Annotated in this window: 18 protein-coding genes; 4 read left to right on the top strand and 14 right to left on the bottom strand. The window is 57.9% G+C overall.

The features are described from left to right. Positions 1-17: 17 nt before the first annotated feature. From ACWJJK_RS01885 to radC, 7 genes are all read right to left on the bottom strand, one after another. Positions 18-1,382, bottom strand: coding sequence for an HDOD domain-containing protein (locus tag ACWJJK_RS01885; RefSeq protein ID WP_077730288.1), 1,365 nt, complete (start codon positions 1,380-1,382; stop codon positions 18-20). 44 nt (positions 1,383-1,426) lie between these two features. Then, on the bottom strand, positions 1,427-2,836 hold the full coding sequence (locus ACWJJK_RS01880; protein ID WP_077730287.1) for an HDOD domain-containing protein: 1,410 nt from the start codon (positions 2,834-2,836) through the stop codon (positions 1,427-1,429). Positions 2,837-2,948: 112 nt separating this feature from the next. Next, positions 2,949-4,049: a glycine cleavage system aminomethyltransferase GcvT gene (gene gcvT, locus ACWJJK_RS01875; protein WP_077730286.1), complete on the bottom strand. Its 1,101-nt coding sequence runs from the start codon at positions 4,047-4,049 to the stop codon at positions 2,949-2,951. Positions 4,050-4,187: 138 nt separating this feature from the next. Further along, positions 4,188-6,320 (bottom strand): sodium-translocating pyrophosphatase, encoded by a 2,133-nt coding sequence (locus ACWJJK_RS01870; RefSeq protein ID WP_347257493.1) that lies wholly within the window; start codon positions 6,318-6,320, stop codon positions 4,188-4,190. 58 nt (positions 6,321-6,378) lie between these two features. Then, positions 6,379-7,641, bottom strand: coding sequence for a 6-phosphofructokinase (locus ACWJJK_RS01865; protein ID WP_086133165.1), 1,263 nt, complete (start codon positions 7,639-7,641; stop codon positions 6,379-6,381). A gap of 431 nt (positions 7,642-8,072) precedes the next feature. Continuing rightward, positions 8,073-8,756, bottom strand: a complete 684-nt coding sequence (locus ACWJJK_RS01860) for a class I SAM-dependent methyltransferase (RefSeq protein ID WP_077730310.1) — start codon at positions 8,754-8,756, stop codon at positions 8,073-8,075. Positions 8,757-8,791: 35 nt separating this feature from the next. Next, positions 8,792-9,466 carry a RadC family protein gene (gene radC, locus ACWJJK_RS01855; protein ID WP_077730284.1) on the bottom strand — a complete coding sequence of 225 codons (675 nt, stop codon included), beginning with the start codon at positions 9,464-9,466 and terminating at the stop codon, positions 8,792-8,794. A gap of 112 nt (positions 9,467-9,578) precedes the next feature. Between radC and coaBC the strand changes: the two genes are divergently transcribed. The 3 genes from coaBC to argB are packed head-to-tail and all read left to right on the top strand — an operon-like array spanning position 9,579 to position 12,187. Then, positions 9,579-10,799, top strand: a complete 1,221-nt coding sequence (gene coaBC, locus ACWJJK_RS01850; RefSeq protein ID WP_156880083.1) for a bifunctional phosphopantothenoylcysteine decarboxylase/phosphopantothenate--cysteine ligase CoaBC — start codon at positions 9,579-9,581, stop codon at positions 10,797-10,799. After that, on the top strand, positions 10,768-11,223 hold the full coding sequence (gene dut, locus ACWJJK_RS01845; protein ID WP_077730282.1) for a dUTP diphosphatase: 456 nt from the start codon (positions 10,768-10,770) through the stop codon (positions 11,221-11,223). Before coaBC ends, dut begins: the two co-directional genes overlap by 32 nt. 55 nt (positions 11,224-11,278) lie before the next feature. Continuing rightward, positions 11,279-12,187: an acetylglutamate kinase gene (gene argB / locus ACWJJK_RS01840; RefSeq protein ID WP_077730281.1), complete on the top strand. Its 909-nt coding sequence runs from the start codon at positions 11,279-11,281 to the stop codon at positions 12,185-12,187. A 177-nt stretch (positions 12,188-12,364) separates the two neighbouring features. On the opposite strand, the gene ACWJJK_RS01835 is transcribed toward argB, so the two are convergent. The 3 genes from ACWJJK_RS01835 to ACWJJK_RS01825 all read right to left on the bottom strand — a co-directional run bounded on the left by ACWJJK_RS01835 (position 12,365) and on the right by ACWJJK_RS01825 (position 15,159). Then, positions 12,365-13,378, bottom strand: coding sequence for a DUF4124 domain-containing protein (locus ACWJJK_RS01835; protein WP_156880085.1), 1,014 nt, complete (start codon positions 13,376-13,378; stop codon positions 12,365-12,367). Beyond that, on the bottom strand, positions 13,375-14,016 hold the full coding sequence (pyrE, locus tag ACWJJK_RS01830) for an orotate phosphoribosyltransferase (protein WP_077730279.1): 642 nt from the start codon (positions 14,014-14,016) through the stop codon (positions 13,375-13,377). The genes ACWJJK_RS01835 and pyrE overlap by 4 nt, the downstream gene beginning before the upstream one ends. A gap of 138 nt (positions 14,017-14,154) precedes the next feature. Beyond that, positions 14,155-15,159 carry an AAA family ATPase gene (locus ACWJJK_RS01825; protein WP_156880086.1) on the bottom strand — a complete coding sequence of 335 codons (1,005 nt, stop codon included), beginning with the start codon at positions 15,157-15,159 and terminating at the stop codon, positions 14,155-14,157. A gap of 199 nt (positions 15,160-15,358) precedes the next feature. On the opposite strand from ACWJJK_RS01825, the gene ACWJJK_RS01820 reads away from it, so the two are divergent. Further along, positions 15,359-16,048 carry a hypothetical protein gene (locus tag ACWJJK_RS01820; RefSeq protein ID WP_347257960.1) on the top strand — a complete coding sequence of 230 codons (690 nt, stop codon included), beginning with the start codon at positions 15,359-15,361 and terminating at the stop codon, positions 16,046-16,048. A 19-nt stretch (positions 16,049-16,067) separates the two neighbouring features. Here the strand turns inward: ACWJJK_RS01820 and purD are convergent, their stop codons facing one another. From purD to ACWJJK_RS01800, 4 genes are all read right to left on the bottom strand, one after another. Beyond that, positions 16,068-17,345, bottom strand: coding sequence for a phosphoribosylamine--glycine ligase (gene purD, locus ACWJJK_RS01815; RefSeq protein WP_156880088.1), 1,278 nt, complete (start codon positions 17,343-17,345; stop codon positions 16,068-16,070). Positions 17,346-17,349: 4 nt separating this feature from the next. After that, the gene (locus ACWJJK_RS01810; protein WP_077730275.1) at positions 17,350-18,009 is read right to left on the bottom strand and encodes a MarC family protein; all 660 of its coding nucleotides are present in this window, start codon (positions 18,007-18,009) and stop codon (positions 17,350-17,352) included. Then, positions 18,009-18,524 (bottom strand): hypothetical protein, encoded by a 516-nt coding sequence (locus ACWJJK_RS01805; RefSeq protein WP_077730274.1) that lies wholly within the window; start codon positions 18,522-18,524, stop codon positions 18,009-18,011. Before ACWJJK_RS01805 ends, ACWJJK_RS01810 begins: the two co-directional genes overlap by 1 nt. 119 nt (positions 18,525-18,643) lie before the next feature. Next, positions 18,644-19,096 (bottom strand): glutaredoxin domain-containing protein, encoded by a 453-nt coding sequence (locus tag ACWJJK_RS01800; RefSeq protein ID WP_166642658.1) that lies wholly within the window; start codon positions 19,094-19,096, stop codon positions 18,644-18,646. Between the last annotated feature and the right edge of the window lie 345 nt (positions 19,097-19,441).

Genomic DNA, 19,441 nt, shown 5'->3' with positions numbered 1-19,441 from the left:
GACGGAATACGGCCACGTCAGGTTTTGAAAAACTTCATAGTCCGATCGATCCTCTCCTTGGCTTCATGCAGGACGTTAAGGGTATGGGTCGGCGACAACCGACTATCCTTGAGTTTGGCGCATGCCGGAATGGAATTGATTGCCGGCAGCTCCGCCATGCGACGCGTACCGATATAGCTATGCAGCCTGGATAAGATCACGATATCGCTGAGAGCAAGGGCATTGCCGCTGTCGTGATACCATTCTTCAGCCAGCATCGGGATTTCGATCAAATCGGCCGGAAAATCCCACTTTTTCAGCAAGAAAGCCCCTACCGGACCCCGAATATGAGGCATCGCCGACTCGATCTCGTCCGGACTCCAGTACTCGCGAGGAAACTTTTCGGCAAAATAGAGAAACGGCACTACGCCGATATCGGCAACCAATCCGGCTAACAAGGCTTCCTCTTCACTCACTCCTTCGTTCTCGGCGGCTAAAACATAACAGAGGCTGGATAGCTTGATGCTCGTTTCCCACTGCCTGTGAAGGGCTTGATTGATGTAAGGGTCTTGACCACGGAAAACCTGCCTCAGACAAAAGCTGGTCACCAGGTTCCGGGTCGCCGCCAGCCCCAAACGCAAAACTGCATCGTGGCAATTATTGATCGGACGAACAGGCAAGTACAGAGGGCTATTGGCGACATGAACGAGTTTGGCGGCAACGGCGGGATCGAGTTGAACGATGTTGACGACTTCACGGATGTCGACATCGTGTTGTATGGCCTGCCTTAGCTTGAAAGCCACGTCCGGCAAAGAGGGGATTCGCAGTTCTTCCTCGCCGTAAGACTGGGCGAAAGCCTGAAACAGCCGGCCTCCCCGAACAGCTTCCGGAATCCGCTCATCGTTGGAGTCTATTAGAGTTTGCGCCGATTCGTACCTGACCACGCCTCGACTCATGATCTTGCTGGCGACGCGCAATATCTGAATTTCGGTCTGCGCGTACGCCGTGGCGCTGTACTGCTTGCCGCAGCACAAGGGAAACCTCGCTTTGGCAGTATTTGCACTGATCTCGTAAGTTTTCCCGTCACCGAGATCCATCAGAACCGTCCCTCCCAAGAGGTAATGAATCGATTCGATCGGTTCCCCGGCCTTGAACAGAATCGTGCCGGGTCCATAAACCTCGGCCTTTCTCTCCAAAACGAATGCGTCCAATTCGTCTTCGCTGAGGGTGCGGATCGGAAACAATTCTTTCAGGATGTCCAAGTTGATGGACATCCCCTCCCGTGACGAAGGAACGATTTTCGCAGCTTGCGGATAAGCGTCCGCCCCGTCCTCGACCGGTGTTTGCGTCTTGAGGCTGGCTGTTTGCCTCCTAGAACCGAAAATTCGTGTCAGCAAGCTCATTTCTCAACTCTATCACAGGACACTGTCGAAAACTGTTACATACATTACTGACCGAATACCCTCAAGGTTTCGGCAATCTGCTCCTTGGCATCGTACAATACCTTGAGCGACTGCTCCGGAGTCAGCGTGGCATCTTTGAGCTTAGCGTATGCGGGTAATTCGGTGATCGGGGGCAAATCTCCCATCTTGGGCGTTCCGACATAACTGTGCCAGGCCGCTAGCCGGACGATATCGGCCAAACCCAGCCGATCCGTACCCGACGAGTAGTTCCATTGCTCGGCAATGATCGGAAGATCGAGATATTCGTCGGCAAACTCCCACTTAGCGAGCAAATATTGGCCGACCGGCCCTTGAATAATCGGCAGGGCTGCCTCGAGTTCCGCCGAGCCGTGATACTCAGACCGAAATTTTTCGGCAAAAGACAGAAAAGGAATGGCGCCGATGCGAACGATCAATCCGCCCAACAGCGCTTTATCGGGATCGACCTGACCGGTTCTCGCCGCCAGCACGGAAGAAATCACCGACAGTTGAAGGCTGCTCTTCCACACGTCCAACATGAGTTTTCTGATCTGCGGACTACCCGCGTTGAAGAGACCTTTCATACTCATGGTGAAAATGAGGTTGCGGGTCGCCACCAGACCTAGCCGAGCAATGGCGCTCTGACACGTCTTGACCGGCTCGGCCGTGAGATAGAGAGGAGAATTGGCCACTTGCACCAACTTAGTCGCAAGTACGGGATCCATCTGCACGATTTTTGTCGCCTTTACGAAGTCGATCTCCTCGCGCATGGCCTGCCTTAATTTGAAGGCCACGGACGGAAAAGCCGGCAAGTCGAGCTTGCCTTTATGAAAGGTACGGCAGAAGACATAAAACAAATTGCTCCCACCCAGTTCACGAGGAAGCGGCGATCGAGTCAAATCGGGCGGAACTATCGTCCGGGCGCTCGATCTCTCCGCATACTGTCGCAAGATCACTGCGGGCACGCGCAGCACCCAAACGTCCGTCCAGGCATTCGCCGCAATCGAACTCAGCCCGTCGCGATTCAGCGGGAAGCGTGCGGCATCGCTATCCGAATCCACCTTCGTCTTGCCGCCACGTTCCGGCCCGACCATAACCGTGCCTTTAAGCAGAAACACTGCCGTCTCGGGCATTTCAGAGCCACGAAGCACGGTCGAACCTGCCGGATAGAACTCCATTAGGCGCCCGGAAGCGAAGGCGATCAGTTCCTCCTCGCTCAGTGTTGCCAGCGGCGCCAAACGCTTAAGAATTTCGGGAGGAACCGGCTCGGTTCGGATGAGCGTGGGCTCGACACTGGGCGAGTCCAACAGAAACGAATCCGAAGGATCCTGAATATCGGAACGAGCAGCGGTCCTTTTAGCGGCGACCAACTTGAAGCCGAGCCAGCCCGCCACACCGAGACTGAGGATACCGATTGCCAATACGAGGGTATTCATCTATAGCCGCTCACACTCCAAGGCGGAATATTATTTTCGTTTATGTGACACGCCTCACATACAACTCGGCGAGCCCATGCTAACCACCCTATAAATACTAGCTTAATAGCTGCTAAATTCGATCCAAGCCGAAAGCCGCGTGCCCCTGCCTGACAAAACGTGGCGGCGTAATCCACGCCTCTTTCGATTGGCCGCGAATCTCTACCCAGGCACGCTCATAGCTGCCGGGAGGCAGACGAGCAAAGCCGACCGAGCGATTCAGTGTAGGCGAGAAAATCCCGCTCGTGACAACACCTTCACCAAACGGCGGAACGACGACCTTCTGCCCATGGCGCAGCACGCCTTTATCGTTCAACACGAGTCCCACAAAACGGCGCAGTTGCCCGATTTTCCGCTGCTCCTCCAAGGCCTTGCGACCGATAAACTGCCGCTCGACCGGCTCCCAGGCCACGGTCCAACCCAGTCCGGATTCCAAAGGGCTTACGGTCTCGTCCATGTCCAATCCATAAAGCCGCATTCCGGCTTCAAGACGCAAGGTATCCCTCGCCCCAAGCCCGCAGGGTCTAAAACCGTTAGCGATCAGTACTGCCCACAGGGCAGCAGCATCGGCCTGAGGCAAGATGATTTCCAAACCGTCTTCGCCGGTATATCCGCTGCAAGATATGAACCAATCGCCAGCCTCGGCAAATTCGAACGGCGCCAAGGACATAACGGCCACATGCAATTCGGAAGGCAGGCCATCACGCGCTTTGCGCCTCGTTTCCGGCCCTTGCGCCGCGATAATCGCGAGATCCTGCCTGGGCAGGACGCCCACGGAGAATCCAGAGACCTGCCGCTGTATCCAAGAGATGACCTTGTCGCGAGTAGCGGCATTGCTCACAATCCGAAACCGATCCCCTGCCCTGCGGAAAACGGTCAAGTCATCCAGTATCCCGCCGCTCTCGTTAAGCACGCAGCTATACAGAGCCTTGCCGGGACCGCTCAATCGATCGACATCGTTCGCCAGGAGCATTCTCAGAAACCGCCCGCAATCCGCGCCGTCGAGATCTATGACGGTCATGTGCGACACATCGAAAACACCGGCATCCCGGCGCACGGCGTGATGCTCCTCCAGTTGCGAACCATAATGAAGCGGCAACTCCCAACCCGCGAACTCCACCATGCGTCCGCCGGCCTGCCGGTGGATCTCATTCAAGATTGTTTTGCGCACCATGGGTTCAAACCTGATATTAACGAATGAATATTCGGTTAGACCTAATCGCTCGCCTATTCCGACTAGACAAAGGAATCAAAAATGCATGAAACAAAGAGGCCGGCAAAGCCGGCCTCTTTAACTGGATCGTCGCGTCACTTACAGTAACGGAATGATCAAAAGAGCCACGATATTGATGATCTTGATCATCGGATTGACGGCCGGGCCCGCCGTGTCCTTGTACGGGTCGCCGACGGTATCGCCGGTCACCGCCGCCTTATGGGCTTCGGACCCCTTGCCGCCGTGATGGCCGTCCTCTATATATTTTTTCGCGTTATCCCAGGCACCGCCTCCGGTGGTCATGGAAATGGCCACGAACAGCCCGGTAATGATCGAACCGATGAGTACGCCGCCCAATGCCTCCTTACCGAGCAGCAACCCCACCAGAATGGGTATCGCCACGGGCAACAGGGATGGCACGATCATCTCCTTGATCGCGGCCACGGTCAGCATGTCCACCGCCTTCGAATAATCGGGCTTGGCTGTATAGTCCATGATGCCGGGAATCTCGCGGAACTGCCGCCGAACCTCGTTAACGATTCCGCCTGCGGCACGGCCCACGGCCTCCATGGCCAAAGCACCGAACAGATAAGGCACCAAGCCGCCGATGAAAAGCCCGATGACCACCATGTGGTTCGACAAGTCGAAGGTAATGCCGCCGCCCAAATTATGGGTGTAGTCGGCGAACAGCACGAGCGCGGCAAGCCCTGCGGAGCCGATGGCGTACCCCTTGGTTACCGCTTTGGTGGTATTGCCGACGGCATCGAGAGGATCGGTGATGTTACGGATTTCGGCGGGCAAATCGGCCATCTCAGCGATGCCCCCGGCGTTGTCCGTAATGGGACCGTAGGCGTCCAGCGCCACGATCATGCCGGTCATGGACAGCATTGCCGTGGCCGCCACGGCGATTCCGAACAAACCGGCCAGCTCGTAGGCTCCCCAGATGCTGGCACATACGGCAACAACGGGGCCCGCCGTCGACTTCATGGAGATGCCAAGCCCCGCGATGATGTTGGTAGCGTGCCCGGTGGTCGACGCCGATGCGATATGCTGAACCGGCTTGAATTCGGTTGCCGTGTAGTATTCGGTGATGGCGACCATCACCCCTGTAAGAACAAGACCGATGAGGGCGGAGAAATAGATGCTGTGGGCCGAAATCGATTCGCCCGCAAACGAAACATCGCCACCGAACAATGCCAGAGTGACCGGATAGAACGCCAGGGCGGACAAGCCGCCGGAGACGATGACGCCTTTGTAGAGGCCGCTCATGATCTTGCGTCCCTCGGCAACCTCCACGAAAGAAGTGCCGATAATGGATGCAATGATGGAAATTCCGCCGAGCACCAAGGGATAAGCGATGGCGTTCTCCGACCCGGCGGTGAGCAGGCTGGCCAGCAGCATGGTGGCGACGATCGTCACCGCGTAGGTCTCGAACAAGTCGGCGGCCATGCCGGCACAATCGCCCACGTTGTCGCCCACGTTGTCGGCGATGACCGCAGGATTTCGGGGATCGTCCTCGGGAATCCCGGCCTCGACCTTGCCCACCAAATCGGCGCCCACGTCGGCGCCCTTGGTAAAGATGCCGCCGCCCAAACGGGCGAAGATGGAAATCAAAGAACCACCGAAGGCGAGTCCCACCAGTGCGTGCAACGGATCGTCGACGCCGGAGGCTTTCAGGATGACATAGTAACCGGCGACACCCAAAAGGCCCAATCCGACCACCAACAGGCCGGTGATGGCACCGCCCCGGAAAGCCACGGTGAAAGCGGCATTCATGCCTTGATATGCGGCCTGTGCAGTGCGGGAATTGGAGCGCACCGAGATGTTCATGCCGATGTAACCGGCAACGCCGGACAGCACCGCACCGACGGCAAAGCCGATGGCGACAGCCCACCCGAGGGCGACACCGATAACGAGGAAGAGAACCCCGCCGACCAGACCGATCGTCTTGTACTGGCGGTTCAGATAAGCTTTGGCGCCTTGCTGAATGGCGGAGGCAATTTCCACCATGCGCTCATTGCCCGGCGATTGAATATTAATCCAGGCAATGGAAAGGATTCCGTAGATCAGGGCGGCAACCGCAGCCGTGAACGCGAAAGCCACTCCCCAGCCGATTGTGAAACCGATGTATAGGAACTCGATGAGTCCCAAACCGGCGATCATTTTACAGCGACGGTCATTCAGCACTAACCGGACGCCCTCTTGCGCGCGGGCGACGAGTAAATAAGCCATTTTCTCCTCCTCTTTTTGCTTTCTTGTTTTTACGTCACATGGGGCATGAACTCGGAAATCAAACTGCAAATTGGCTGGTCAGCTTCTTGGGAACCGACGCATTTTTCAACACGACGTAATTCGGCAAGCCATCTTTGTACGGCGGGTAATCTTCGCCCTCTATCAAAGGGAGCAAATAGGCGCGACAAGCATCGGTAATGCCGAAGCCGTCTGGAGAAATGAATTCCCGCGGCATCTTCTTTTCCACATTGGCCACGTCCGACAAGTCGGCGTGACCGATCTTCCACCGATAGGGCGAATCGGAAATACGATCGATCGTGGGCATGACCGCATTCCGGCCATCCAAAGCCAGTTCGACGGCGGCCTTACCGAGGCCGTAAGCCTGTTCGACATCGGTTCTGGAAGCAATGTGCCGGGCGGCGCGCTGCAGATAATCGGCCACGGCCCAGTGATACCTGTGGCCCAGCGAGCTCTTGATCAGAGCGGCAATGACCGGGGCGACACCGCCAAGCTGGGTGTGGCCGAAAACGTCTTTGATACCGGCATCGGCCAGAAACTTGCCGTCCGCCCCCTTTACGCCTTCCGAGACCACTACCGAGCAATAGCCGTAACGCTTGACCCTCTCGTCGACCGCGGCCAGAAACTCGGTTTGATCGAAGGGAATTTCGGGAAACAGGATCACCAGCGGGATATCGTGTTCCGCATCGGCCGCCAATCCTCCGGCGGCAGCGATCCAGCCAGCATGGCGCCCCATGACCTCGATCACGAATATCTTGGTTGAAGTGGCCGCCATCGAGGCCACGTCGAAGCTCGCTTCACGGGTGGAAACCGCAATGTACTTGGCTACGGAACCGAAACCGGGACAGTTGTCGGTAATGGGCAGGTCGTTATCGACCGTCTTGGGAATATGAATGGCGCACAATGGATAACCCATCTTCTCCGAAAGCTGAGACACTTTCAGACAGGTATCGGCCGAATCGCCGCCGCCGTTGTAGAAGAAATAGCCGATATCGTGGGCCTTGAAGACTTCGATCAGCCGTTCGTATTGCGCCTTGCTCTCCTCGAGTCCCTTCAGCTTGTAGCGGCAGGAGCCGAAAGCGCCGCCCGGCGTGTGCCGCAGCCCGGCAATGGCTTGATCGGATTCCTGAGCCGTGTCGATAAGATCTTCGGTCAACGCACCGATAATGCCATTCCGCCCGGCATAAACACTACCAATATGATTACGGTGCCGCCGCGCGGTTTCGATCACACCGCATGCCGATGCGTTAATGACGGCGGTTACACCGCCGGATTGGGCATAAAATGCATTCCGAATGGCCATGGCCGCCCTTTATCGTTCTAAAGTCCTAATAAAAAGCCTACATTAGAACAATTACCCTTGCAGTACAAGGCGCTTAGGCTAACCGCCAAGGGTATTTGCACCATACGGCTATATTGGACTTGACAGCCAGATACGATGATTGTTTTCCACAGCGTCCGATGTTGTCTTTAGCCTTTCTACTGCGCCTCCTCCCGTGACACGCCGAGCAATGCGCCGGGACGATTCGCCGCGTCTGAGATGTTTACACAGATGCGGCATAAGGGTGATCCGTGTCGCCGAGCCATTAAGGCGGCACGGGCGACAATGTGCTGAGCGTCTTGCCCGGAGTCCGGAGCAACGACAGAATCGGCGGCGGTCCTCGAGTCAACGCGACAAATGCGTCGTGCAAGAAATGACTCTATTCGGCCATGAAAGCGGCCTCGGTCACCCGCTTAACGCTGGGTTTCCAGCAAAGAAAGTCGGCCCGACACGACGAGATGACGATCGCTGACGATAGTGACGGCAAAATCGGCTAGGCCGGCTTTCTCCAATTGCGCGCGGATTTCATCCGGCCGGTAAGCCGCACGAAGGGAGTTCGAGAAATCCCGTTTCAGCACCTCCGGCGCGTCGGCCGCATACTGCCGGACCAGTTCGTTTAGCTGCTCTTCGCTCTCGGGCCGCAGCAGGTCCATAATAAAAATCGGCGCGCCGGATTTTCCCCACCGCTTCACGGACGCCCATAACACCATGGGATCGGCCAGGTGATGGAGCAGCGAATTCGAGATCACCGCATCGTAAGACGTCAGCGGTAAGGTGGCATCGGGAAGATAGGCTCTGATCAGCCGGATACGCTGCTCCAAGCCTGCCGAGCGAACGGCTTTACGGCCGAACTCGAGCATGGCTTCGGCGCCGTCCACGCCGTCGATCCGGCAATTCGGAAAGGCGCGGGCGAAACGCACGGTTACGTCGGCCGAACCGCAGCCTAAGTCGAGAACTGCGCCGGCCAGCGTGTCGTCCGGAAACGCGGATCGAAACAGGGAGACGAAATGATCGTGCGGCTCGGAAAAATCCGCTTCCGCATAGGCACGGGCCTGATCTTCCTCGTCCATCAATTCCGGCTCGGGTACACGCTGCATGTTCGGCTCCATCGACAAGATCGCTTAGCAACGCACTATATCAACCCGTGCTCAGCGAAAGAATAGGCTTCCCCGTCACCAACGATGAAATGATCGAGCACGCGTATATCGATGAGCGACAAGGCTTGCTTGAGCCTGTGCGTGATGTGCTTGTCGGCCTCGCTGGGTTCGGCGATGCCCGAAGGATGGTTGTGGGCGAATATCACGGCCGCGGCATTGAAGGACAAGGCCTTTTTAACCACTTCCCTAGGATAGACGCTGGCTCCATCTATGGTGCCCCGGAACAGTTCTTCAAATTCGATGATCCGGTGCTGATTGTCGAGAAAGAGAGCCGCGAATACCTCGTGAGGATGGCTGCGCAACTGCGCGGCGAGATAGCGGCGGGTCAGGTCGGGACTGGTTAGCGCGCTTCCGCGCCGGAGCGTCTCCTTGAGATGTCTTCGGGCCATTTCGAGCACGGCCTGAAGCAAGGCATATTTGGCCGTCCCGAGCCCGCGGCTGCGGCTGAACCGTTCGAAGTCGCTTTCCAGCAATGCCCTCAGCGAGCCGAACTCGTTGAGCAGTTCGCGAGACAGATCCACCGCAGTCTTGCCTTTGACCCCCGTGCGCAGGAAAATCGCCAGCAGCTCCGCATCCGACAACGCCAGCGGTCCTTTTTGAAGCAGCTTTTCCCGCGGTCTTTCGTCGTCGGGCCAATCCGTGATGGGCATAGCTCCCCCCGTCCAATAAAGTGTTTCAAACCGAATCGCAGCAAAGCATAGAAGCCGTAACGCAAACTTGCCATAATGCGGCGGCTCAACCTCTTATCGAAACCAGCCAACATTGACCTATCTCACCGGTAAAAACATCGTTTTGGGTGTTACGGGCGGTATCGCCGCCTACAAAGCTGCCGAACTGACCAGACTTTTGCGTAATGCCGGCGCCTCGGTACGGGTCGTCATGACCCATGCAGCGACGGCTTTCGTCTCTCCGCTGACGTTTCAGGCGCTTTCTGGCAATCCGGTGCATACCGAGTTGCTCGATACCGGCGAGGAATCGGCCATGGGGCATATCAGCCTGGCCCGGTGGGCGGATCTGGTGCTGATCGCGCCGGCCACGGCCGATTTCATTGCCAAGCTCCGGATCGGACTCGGCGACGATCTTTTGTCGACGGTGTGCCTGGCAACCCGCGCCCCGATCGCCTTCGCCCCCGCCATGAACCAGGCCATGTGGGACAACCCGGCGACCCAAGAGAACGTCCGCCGCCTGTCCGACCGGGGCGTTCGAATACTCGGGCCGGCGGAAGGCGATCAGGCCTGCGGCGAGGTCGGCATGGGCCGGCTCTTAGAACCGCAACGGATTTTGGAGGAGTTGGAAAGCTTCTTCGGAGGCGGGGTTCTGGCCGGACTGTCGGTCCTGATCAGCGCTGGCCCTACCCGCGAACCGATTGATCCGGTGCGTTACATCAGCAACCGAAGCTCGGGCAAGATGGGCTACGCGCTTGCGGAGGCCGCCGGGCGGGCTGGCGCGAAGGTCAGTCTGGTGACCGGCCCCACGGCCCTGAAGGTCCCGAACGTACACGAGGTCTCATGGGTCGAGAGCGCCGCGGACATGTACCGCTGCGTCATGGACAAGGTCCCGTCCGCCAATATCTATATCGGCGCCGCGGCGGTGGCTGACTATTCCCCGGAAACCACAGCGAACCAAAAAATCAAGAAAAACCAGTCGGAGATGGTTCTGACACTGCGCAAGACCCAGGACATACTGAGCGCCGTCAGCGCCTCGCCGAAACGCCCGTTCACCGTGGGCTTCGCCGCCGAGACCGATAAACTCGAAGACTATGCCCGGCACAAGCTGGCGGCCAAATCGCTGGACATGGTGGCCGCCAACTGGGTCGGGCGTGACAATGGCGGATTCGAAAACGACGACAACGCGCTCTTCGTTTGCTGGAACGGCGGTCATACCTATTTGCCGCTAGCTCCGAAGAAAACCATTGCCGAACAACTCATACGACTCATTGCCGAACGTTATCATGCGCAAAATTCAGTTAAAGATTCTCGATAAGCGCCTCGGGAGCGAGATTCCCCTGCCCCATTACGCCACCTCCGGCGCGGCCGGGCTGGATCTTAGGGCCTGCCTCGACGAACCGCTACGGCTCGAACCGGGCGAATCCAAACTGATTCCGACGGGGCTCGCCATCCACATCGAAGACCCCAATCTCGCCGCCGTACTGTTGCCGCGCTCGGGACTCGGACACAAGCACGGCATCGTGCTCGGCAATTTGGTCGGCCTGATCGATTCCGATTACCAGGGCCAGGTTTTCGTCTCCTGCTGGAACCGGGGAACCGAATCCTTCGAAATCCAGATCGGCGACCGTGTTGCGCAGATGGTGTTCGTGCCGGTAGTGCAGGTGGAATTCGAACGGGTCGATGACTTCGAAACCAGCCGAAGAGGCGCTGGGGGCTTCGGACATACGGGGCATCAATAGGATTCAGACATCCGGCGGAACAGCGTGCTTCCGCCCCACTCTCCTGGAGTCATCCGTGAAAAAGCAAGAGTCCATCGAAATCAACTCCGCAACCCACATCGCGCACGTCCTGATCGAAGCGCTGCCTTACATCCGGCGCTTCAAAGGCAAGACCGTAGTCGTCAAGTACGGCGGCAATGCCATGACCGAGGAACGGCTCAAGAACAGCTTCGCCCGGGACATCGTGTTGCTGAAGCTCGTCGGCATCAATCCGGTCGTCGTCCACGGCGGCGGCCCCCAAATCGGCAATCTGCTGCAACGTTTGGGCAAGACCAGCGAATTCGTGCAAGGCATGCGGGTGACCGATGCCGAAACCATGGATGTAGTCGAAATGGTGCTCGGCGGCCTGGTCAACAAGGAAATCGTCAATTTGATCAACCGGCATGGCGGTTCGGCGGTCGGACTGAGCGGCAAGGACGGCGACTTAGTGCGTGCCCGCAAGATCGTGGTCAAGCAACGTTCTCCGGAAACCGAGGAACCCGAGATCATCGATCTGGGCCATGTCGGCGAGGTCGAGAGCATCGACCCGTCCGTGGTGGACATGCTGGTACAGGGCGATTTCATCCCGGTCATCGCACCGATCGGCGTCGGTGCCGACGGTTTTTCCTACAACATCAATGCCGACTTGGTGGCGGGCAAAATGGCGGAGGTCTTGAAAGCCGAAAAGCTGATACTTTTAACCAACACCAAGGGCATTCTGGACAAGGAAGGAAGTCTATTGACCGGGCTATCCCTGTCCGAAGTGGATGATTTGATCTCGGACGGCACCATTACCTCCGGCATGATCCCGAAGGTGCGCTGCGCCACGGACGCTCTCAAAGGCGGCGTCGCCAGCGTTCACATCATCGACGGACGGATCGACCACGCCGTGCTGTTGGAGCTTTTCACCGATCAGGGGATCGGCACGCTCCTGATGCGTCGCTAACGGAACCGGCGCTTGAAACCTCGAAAAACCGCCTTCCCGGCGGTTTTTCTCTTCGCCAAGCCCAAACGCGGTTTCGGCTTGGCTTACGTTTTCAGCCGCTTACGCGGCCGAAAACGACGGGGCATCACTGCCCCGTACGAGCACCTCGAAGTTTTTCGAGGTGCCCGCTCACGAAACTCACCCAGGACCGGCCAAACCGGCCTCTACGTAAGGCTTGAAACCGGCACGGATCTGGCGAACTTCGGGGCTTGCGCAAAGCGTTTCGCCGACTGTCGACGGCCGGCACCGTATGTCGAGAAAAATGACGTTCTCGGTTTTGCGGGTGATGCGGGTAACGGTTGTAGTGAACTCCCGCTCGTCACGGGGAGCCGCCGTTTGCAGGATTTTGTCGTTATCGATGGATAACGGCGTATCGGTATGTTCGAGCAGGTAAGCTCGCGCAAGGCTCCACGCCTTGTCGCACATCGCTCCCGCTGAGCAGGAAACAGCGCTGACGATGATGTTCCCGGTATCGGACTTATCCGCGCTATTCGGCGACTCGATCCAGGTTTGATGCCATCTCAAGCCGCGCTTCGGGTCGTTGATCGCTTTGAAGCGGGCGATGTCCTTGGCAAAGCTATCCGAAATTGAGGCTTTTTCGGCTTCGATGCGCTTTATTTTCGCCTCGTGACCGGCGATCTGTCGTCGTGCCGCTTCCATTGTGTCGCGTAGACTTTTTGGAATCGCCTGCCCTTTTTTCTCCAGATCTGCGGCGCGCTTTTCCTGTCCGTCCAATAACGCCTGTTGGCGCTGTTTATTGGCTTCGGTCACCTTGATCAAGGAATCCAGCATGTTCAATTTTCCTTGCAAGGCCAGGTTGATCTCTTCCTCGCTGCGGTAGGTTCTGAGCAGCGCCAAATCCCGATCCCGCTGCCCGGCCAAAATCCGCTCCTGGTCGAGACGCAACTGTTTGAGCTGGTTTTCGCCCTCGATTTGCTCCGGCGACTTGGCGCCCTCGAGCACTTCCACCTCATGCCCTTGGGCATCGAGCTTGGAGCGGCGGTGCTTGGCCTCCTCGGGCGGAACCCGGTCGGAGTAATGCACGGCGCCTTTTTCGTCGACCCACCGGTAAGTCGCGGCATCGCTGCCCGCCCCATAAACGGCGACGGCAAACGTGATCCAGGCAACGCGAAAACCGGTTAGAGGTGTCATAACACGCCGAATCGGGACTGGTATTCCCGAATCGCTTCAACGTCCGTGCGACGATTGGCCTTCTGAAGAAATTCGAGAATATTGCGCAGCGTGACGATGGAATAAACCGGCAACTGAAACTGATTGGCGACTTCCTGCACCGCGGAAAGCTCGCCCCGTCCCTTTTCCTGCCGATCCAGGGTGATCAGAACGCCGCTTGGTACCGCCCCGGCAGCCCGGATGATGTCCACCGACTCCCTCACCGAGGTACCAGCCGTAATCACGTCGTCGACGATCAGCACCGAACCTGTAAGCGGCGCTCCCACGAGCGAACCGCCCTCGCCGTGATCCTTAGCCTCCTTGCGATTGAAGGCGAACGGGACTTCCTCCCCGGTTTCCCGGGCCAGGGCCATGGCCGCGGCGCAAACCAGGGGGATACCTTTATAAGCCGGGCCGTACAAGACATCGGCTTTGATGCCCTCGTGCAACATGGTCTTGGCATAGAACTCGCCGAGCTTTGCCAGACGGGCTCCGGTGTCGAAGAGCCCGGTATTGAAGAAATACGGACTGTGCCGACCGGACTTCAGGGTGAAATCACCGAAGCGCAAGACGCCGCATTGGAGTGCGTATTCGATAAATTCCGCTTGGAATGGCTGCATGTATCGAGCTATATCTCTGTAATCTCGTTTTCTAAAGCCGCCAGCGAGCGAGTAGCGCCGATGATTTCGCACCACTTCGCCGACGAAAAGGGTCTGATGTGCTTATTGAACTTTAGCACATCGGCGCAAGCGGCCCGGTTAAGGCACGGCTACCCGGCGAAGCAGCTCCTGGACAACGCGGTCCGACGACACGCCTTCCGCTTCCGCCTCATAGCTCAAGATCAAGCGATGGCGCAGCACGTCCGGAGCAATGGATTGAATGTCCTCGGGCGTCACGTAATCGCGTCCGTACAGCCAGGCTCGGGCACGGGCGCACCGGTCCAAGGCTATGCTGGCGCGGGGACTCGCGCCGTATTGCAGCCAGCGTTCGAGTTCCTTGCCGTAAGCTCCGGGGTTGCGGGTACTCAGCACCAGTTGCAGCAGATATTCCTCCAGGGTATCGGCCATATAGAGATCGAGCACTTCTTGCCGCGCCGAAAACAAGGTCTCTTGGCTGACGGACTTGAACTCCGCCTCCGAGGCGGCACGTCCGCGCCGGGATTCCTCCCGCACCAGCCGCAGAATCGCGCGCTCGTACTGGGCTTCGGGATAACCGATCCGGATATACAACATGAAACGGTCCAACTGCGCCTCGGGCAGCGGATACGTTCCTTCCTGTTCGATGGGATTTTGTGTCGCCATCACCATGAACAGATCCGGCAGCTTGTAGGTCACGCGACCGACGGTAATCTGGCGTTCCGCCATCGCTTCGAGCAGGGACGACTGCACCTTGGCCGGCGAACGGTTGATCTCGTCGGCCAGCACCAAATTATGGAACAACGGTCCGGGCTGAAAATGGAACGAACCGTCCTGAGGACGATAGATCTCGGTGCCGGTCAGATCGGCCGGCAGCAAGTCCGGGGTAAATTGAATGCGGTGAAAATCGCCCTCGACGGCGCGGCTCAGCACGTTGATCGCCCGAGTCTTGGCAAGGCCGGGCGCACCTTCCACGAGAATGTGCCCGTCCGCGAGCAGCGCGATCAGCATCCGCTCGATCAGAGTATCCTGTCCGATTACCTGGGCCGCCACAAACTGGAAGAGCCGTTGCACATCCTGTTGAGCGGGCGATAAAGTCCTTTCGGAAATTTCGTTCTCTTGAAACATGAGTAACGTATATCCCTCTTGAGTGAGTCGATTCGCAGGCGCTTCAAAACGATGGATTATAATTGAAGTCATCGTCCCGCAGCGCGCGGATTGCTCCGATCCGGCCTCTCAGAAAATGAAACAATCTCCGACACTACCGATTTTCCTCCCGGCCGGCCGACGCGCGCTTTTATTGATGTGCGCCCTGCTGGTTTCCTGTATGACCTATGAGAACCGCATTCCTCCCGTGCCGCTGCCCTCGTCGAACCGCGATCACGTGGACGTGGAGGGTGCTCGTGTGGCGGCAGAAGCTTACGCTGATCCCGAACAGGCAGAGCAAGCGTTCGGATTCGACATACGCAAAGCCGGACTACTCCCGGTACGCCTCCTCATCGATAATCAAAGCGCGAGCGTCGTCAGGGTCAACCCGCAGCAAACGTTTCTGATCGATCAGGATGCCCAGGCTTGGCCGCTGCTGACCGGCGAGCAAGCCCATAACCGCGTGGCGAGTGCCATGCAGTTCGGCACCCTGATGGGCAATGCGGCGCGAGGCGCCGCATGGGGCGCCGGTGCCGGTGCGCTGACCTCGTTCGCTATCGGGATGATCTTGTACGGCGGGTTTGGCGACGGACTCAGCAACAATCTGCCCGAACACGCCGCCGCGGGCGCCGGTGTCGGAGCAATCGTCGGCGGAGGACAAGACTCGCAAGACCTGGAAGACCGCATACGCCGGGATTTGATCGGAAAATCGCTGCGCAACCAGCGATTGCAACCAGGGGAACTGGCTTACGGCTATCTGTTTTTTCCCGGAAAAGAAGAAGCCCGAAGCGCCAAAATCCTGCGCATCGGGCTCGAGCTCGACGGTTATCCGCAGGTCGTCAACCTGCCGCTAAAAACCGCGCCGCGCTGATCGCCCATCTTCAGCCCGGTCAGCGGCCTATAGCCCGGTAGCCGATGTCGGTGCGGTAATACATGTTTTCCCAGCGGATTTCTCGCACCTGTTCATACGCTTTCCGCTGAGCTTCCAGAACGGATTCGCCCAAGGCGCACACACAGAGCACGCGTCCTCCGGCCGTAACGATCTTGCCGTCCGACCGCGCCGTACCGGCATGAAAGACTTTGGTATCCGCACTCGCCTTCTCCGGCAAACCTTGGATTTCGTCGCCCTTGGCATAGTCGAAGGGGTATCCGCCCGCCGCCAATACGACGCCCAACGAGGCGCGCTCGTCCCATTCGGCACTAACCCGGCTCAAGCGTCCTTCCACTGCGCCAAGACACAGATCGACCAGATCGCTCTTGAGCCGCATCATGATCGGCTGGGTTTCGGGGTCGCCGAAACGGCAGTTGAACTCGAGCACCTTGGGCGTGCCGTCCGGCGTGATCATCACCCCGGCATAAAGAAAGCCGGAGTAAGGGATGCCGTCCGCCGCCATTCCGCGCAGCGTGGGCTCGATCACTTCCTTCATGATGCGATCGTGGATTTCCGGCGTCACCACCGGGGCCGGCGAATAAGCGCCCATACCGCCGGTATTGGGGCCTTTGTCTCCGTCGTCCCGCGCCTTGTGATCCTGGGACGTCGCCATGGGCAGGACGTCCAGCCCGTTGGCCATGACGATGAAGCTGGCTTCCTCGCCTCTCAGGAATTCCTCGACCACGACTCTATGGCCCGCAGAACCGAAGGCATTGCCCGACAACATGTCGGTTACGGCATCTACCGCCTCCTGTTCCGACTGAGCGATGACCACACCCTTGCCGGCGGCCAATCCGTCCGCCTTGATCACGATCGGCGCACCTTTTCGCCGGATATAGGCGACCGCCTCGTCGACCGCCGTAAACGTTTGGTATTCGGCGGTCGGAATACCGTGGCGAGCCAGAAAATCCTTACAGAATGCCTTGGAGCCCTCAAGCTGCGCGGCAAGCCGAGTGGGGCCGAAGCACTTGAGCCCCGCCGCGCGGAATTCGTCCACGATGCCGGCCACCAACGGAGCTTCGGGACCGACGATCGTAAGATCGATGGCCCGCTCCTTAGCGAATGCCAACAAGCCCGGAATATCCTCGGCCGCAATCGGACGATTCTCCACTTTCGGTTCGGCAAGCGTTCCGGCATTGCCGGGTGCGACGAAAACCGTCTCCACTTTGGGAGACTGCGCTGCTTTCCAGGCTAAAGCGTGCTCACGTCCGCCGCCGCCGACTATCAGTACTTTCATGGTTTTATTGCAGTTGATTTAAAGGATGGATCAAAGAATGGTAAAAACCCGCGATGCCGTTGAGAACGAATTGCGCCGCAAGCGCCGCAAGCACGATGCCAAGGACGCGGGTAATGATATGCACCTTGCTTTCGCCGAGGTATCCCGTAACGATTTCGCTGACGTACAACAGCAACCACGTGATCAGATAAATTGCGGCGATGACGCCGGCAAGCACGCTCATGCGACGGGTATCCGTACCGGCTCTATTGGCTAGCAGCAGAACGGCGGTAATGGTGCCGGGCCCGGAAAGCAAGGGTATTGCGAGCGGGAAAATCGCGATGTCTTCGCCTGCCGTGCGCTTTTCCTCGACTTTAGGCGCCTGAAGGCCGGCACGCTGCCCGAACAGCATGGGCATTGCGGTCACGAAAAGGAGAATGCCTCCGCTGATCGCGAACGCGTGCACGGTAACCCCGAGATGCGCGAGCAGATATTTGCCGGCCAGCAGAAAAAAAACCGTTACGCCGAAAGCGATGAGCAAAGCGCGGCTCAAGGTCTTGCGCCGCTCGCTTTTTCCCAGTCCGCGGGTCAAAGCGATAAACATCGGTGCCGCGCCGGGCGGATCAACGACCACGGCCAAAGTCAGAAAAGCCGTTAGCGCAAACTGAAACAAGCCTTCTTCCATCAACCGTTCGGCTGCGCCTGTACGGACGTCAGAAACCGAAGTCCTCCGCTCCCGCAAATCACATATCGCACTTTCAGATGGTTTCCCGTTGCGAACAGGACCGGCAGTTGGGACTTCTTGTCTTCCGGCACGCCATCGACATCCAAGTAATACTTATTCGTCACGCCTTCCTCGTCGGTCAGCAACACGCCTTTTTCGTAAGCGTCGAAAATATCCTTCCCGCCCATTTCCTTGACGATCACTTCGTGTGCATTCTTCTCGGCTTCGCAACCAGGCCCGCCCTGTCCCGCGATGGAAATTTCGACCGCAGCCGGAACCTCTACTTGCGGCTCCGGAATCGGTGCTCTACCGGGCTCCTGAGGCGCCGGCGGAACCGGCGGGATAACCTCTTCGGTAGGCGGTTTTCTGCCCACGATAAACAAGGCGGCCACGATCAATACGACCAACGCGACAGCAATGACTATGGCCCACCGGGCCCATCGAACAATCGAAACTCTCTGCTTCTCCGGCTGCATATCTTCTCATCCCTTGCATAAGTCAAATGAACTCTTGGATTCCGTAAACGCCGACCTTCTCCCCGGTAGATGTCCCTGCGGCATCTCTACACGATCGGATACTACGGCGGATTCGAAAATCAAATGCCAGCGTCCTTCAGCATAGTCTCAAGCTTGGTCGGGGAAAATCCGGTCATTTTTTCATTTCCGACCAGGATGACCGGAACGGCCCTGCCACCGAGCTGATCGAATCGAGTCTTGGCGGACCGAGATTTCTCGATATCGAATTCATCGTAGGCAATACCGTGGCTTGCCATATACGATTTCGCCTTCCGGCACACGCCGCACCATTCGGTGGTAAAAATCGTCACTTTCTGGGATACCGCGGCGTCTTCAACCGATGAAACTTCGGGCGAGCCCGAGTAAGAGTCGATCTCGACGAGTTCGACTTTGGCACTGTTGCCGCCTTCCGCACGACTATCGGTGTACGTCACTTTTCCGTCGGGACCCGTTACCTTATATACCTCGGCTTTACTCGCGGAACCGAAAGCGACGACAAAGCACAGAACAACGAAGGACAAGCATTTCTTCATTAAACCCTCCGGTAGCGTGTATCGGGCCTGACGAGTCCGGCGAAACCGCAACGTCCCGTATAAGCGGACACGTCTGGCAGCCCTTGTCTCCATCTTCTTAAGGCCATTCTGCGAAAACATTCGAAGGAGCAACTATAGCGCATCGGGTACGACTGTTTACACTTCCGGGCCTTCGACGATCAACACTACAAACGTTCGATTGGGGCGACCCGCCCCGACATCACTCGGAACATCTCCGGAAAAGTATTTGTCTCAGGTTAAAGCCTTATCCTAGAGAAAACCGACAGTGCACTTGGATTGCCGGGAAAAGTCATCGACGTCGCTGGTAACGTGGGAGATTCGCGT

It is taken from the genome of Methylocaldum gracile (assembly GCF_053646815.1).
The sequence above is the reverse complement of the archived record's forward strand: the minus strand, read 5'-3'. Positions and strand labels throughout refer to the sequence as shown.